Below are 2,461 nucleotides of genomic sequence, written 5' to 3' on the forward strand. Positions count from 1 at the left end.
GAAAAGGAAACACAATATTTATAGATGGAGAATATTCAACAATTGCCGGAGGACGACATGCTGTTGCCTTTTATTTATCAGGGAATTATATTCAAGATAAAATAGAAAGTAGTGAATATATTATTTCAAAAAATAAAAATTATAATTTAAAACTTTTAACAACTGAAAATTCTGAAGTATTTTTATTCAAAAAACCTAAGATTAAAGCATTCAAAATAAATTAAAATCTTTTGAACTATTGAATAAAATTACAATTGATACTAAACCGTCATCAAATTAATTAAGAAGAAACTAGTATTATGCCGATGGATTAGCATGTTAAGAAAATTTATTTTCTTTTACATGATAACCTTTCGGTATGAACACCAATTTTCCGAATAAAATACAAACTGTTAAGCATCAAGCTAATTAATGACTACTTCCTTTAACCTCAAATTTATTGCCTGTTTGTTTTATTATTTCTTTGTACCACCATTCTGGATAACCGGGTTGGTTGGGACTCACAGGGTAGCCTGTTTCTGTTCTTTCAAACTTACCATTTTTTTCTTTCTTGATATTTCCATCAATATATTTTACCATTAGAAATTTTCCAAGTTCTGTCCATCTTTTAACCGTATTGTTTCCTTGATTTACTGAATAATCTGTAATAAATTCAATTCCTAAAGCTCTGTCTTTTTTATAAAGCTCTTTAGCAGCCATATCAATGGCAGGAGTGAATGCTATAAATTTATCTTCAAGTTCTTTTTGGACAATTTTTACATCTTTAACAATATAGTTGTATCGTAAGTATGTCCAATTAGAAACCCAATTAAAAACCCAAAATGCTGAATTCCAATTAAAATCTAACAAATCACCATTTCCTTGTGCATAAGTTTCAGGTACTCTTGTTATTCCGCAATACATTGGTACATAAACGCTTGTATTTGCATCATCAACACTAAACCAGAAGATTCCACCAATTGGGTCGGGAAGCCAATTTCGAGCTTGTGCAACAAATGAAAAACCAGTTTGTTGAGTAGCTGTTGCTCTTTCGTTACAATACTTCTTGCCGTTTGCTTCCCATGTTAAAGGTCTCCATCTGTAAGGTATTTCAAAAGGTCCTGCACCAATATCTTTTGTCATATCGAATTTTGTACCTTCTAAATGATCTCTCATAAAATTCATTACTTGCTGAACATTAATTTTATTATCAGGCTTTATCCATAAAGGCATTCTGTTGCTTGCAAAGTCATGTTTTCCACCATGTTTAATTTCACCTGCGGCATAATCTTCGTATTTGCTCATATCGCCATTAACGCTTCTAAAGAATGCCCATACTCTCATTTCACAAAAACGTGCTCCGCCAAAGTCAACAGGAGCATAAACATCGGAAAAGCTAAAATCTTTATCTTTACCGTCATACCAGCCTTTATCTTTTGCAAAAGAAATAACATCTTCAGCGTAAAGGCAATTTTCTTTATCGTTTAACGGAAAAGTGGTAATTCTTGCTTGATTTGCGTGAGCAGAAACATATCCGTCAGGAATTTTAAGAGCTACCCAAACTGCTCCTTTTTCACCTTCACCTTTACCAATGATTTCAAAAATCCAAACCTCATTAGGATCTGCGACAGAAATGGATTCTCCTGAGCTGTAATAGCCGTATTCAGCTACTAAGTTACCCATTACTTCAATCGCTTCACGAGCTGTTTTAGCTCTTTGGAGAGTTATATACATTAAACTTCCATAATCAATTATTCCGCTATGAAATTTAGAAAGTTCTTTTCTTCCGCCATAAGTTGTTTCACCTATGGAAACCTGATGTTCGTTCATATTTCCAACAACGGAATAAGTATGTCTAACTTGTTTGATTTTTCCAAGTTTTTTTTGTGTATCCCATTCAATAATTTCTATCATGGCACCTTCCGGATAATCACGTGCAGGTTGATAATAAAGTTCTCCAAATAAAACATGTGCATCAGCAGAGTAAGTAATCATTGTTGAGCCATCGCTTGTTGCTCCTTTTGTTAATAAAAAGTTTGTACAAGCAATTGATTCGAAACTAAAAAACATTGCTACTATAAAAAATAAAATATAAAGTCTTTTCATTGTAATAATTCGTTTAAGTTTAAAAAATAATTTGCAAATATAATAATAATGCATGATACGTATTTATGATTTGTAAATTATTTGAAACCCATTTGTAAACAGATTTGTTTTGAGTTTATTTCTTATGGGAGGTTCTATAAATACATTTCTTTTAAGAAACAAAGATAATGAATAAGATGCAAGGCACAAATTTTTCTGAATAGCCGTCCGCGTGTCGCTGAAGCTTTAGCGGAGGCACAAGCTATTGAAAAAAATTTTAACGCAGTCAGATTGTTTATTATCTTTGTTCCCATGCTCCTTCGCTAAAGCTACAGCGTAAGCGAAAGGGTTTTCATTCCGAAATTTCGGAATCATATACTTCTTCAATTTTTTTTAC

General features: G+C 32.3%; 2 protein-coding genes. One reads left to right on the forward strand and one right to left on the reverse strand.

Annotated features, from left to right (window positions below; genetic code table 11):
• On the forward strand, positions 1-224 hold a 224-nt coding region (locus U9R42_09620; protein MEA3496280.1), incomplete at its 5' end, for a hypothetical protein.
• A 184-nt stretch (positions 225-408) separates the two neighbouring features.
• Here the strand turns inward: U9R42_09620 and U9R42_09625 are convergent.
• Positions 409-2,085 (reverse strand): C69 family dipeptidase, encoded by a 1,677-nt coding sequence (locus tag U9R42_09625; GenBank protein ID MEA3496281.1) that lies wholly within the window; start codon positions 2,083-2,085, stop codon positions 409-411.
• Between the last annotated feature and the right edge of the window lie 376 nt (positions 2,086-2,461).

This window comes from Bacteroidota bacterium (assembly GCA_034723125.1).
GTDB lineage: Bacteria > Bacteroidota > Bacteroidia > CAILMK01 > JAAYUY01 > JAYEOP01.

What these genes read in the sequence shown, in the direction of transcription:
- U9R42_09625 (MEA3496281.1), bottom strand. Translation starts at nt 2,085, where the DNA reads ATGAAAAGACTTTATATTTTATTTTTTATAGTAGCAATGTTTTTTAGT.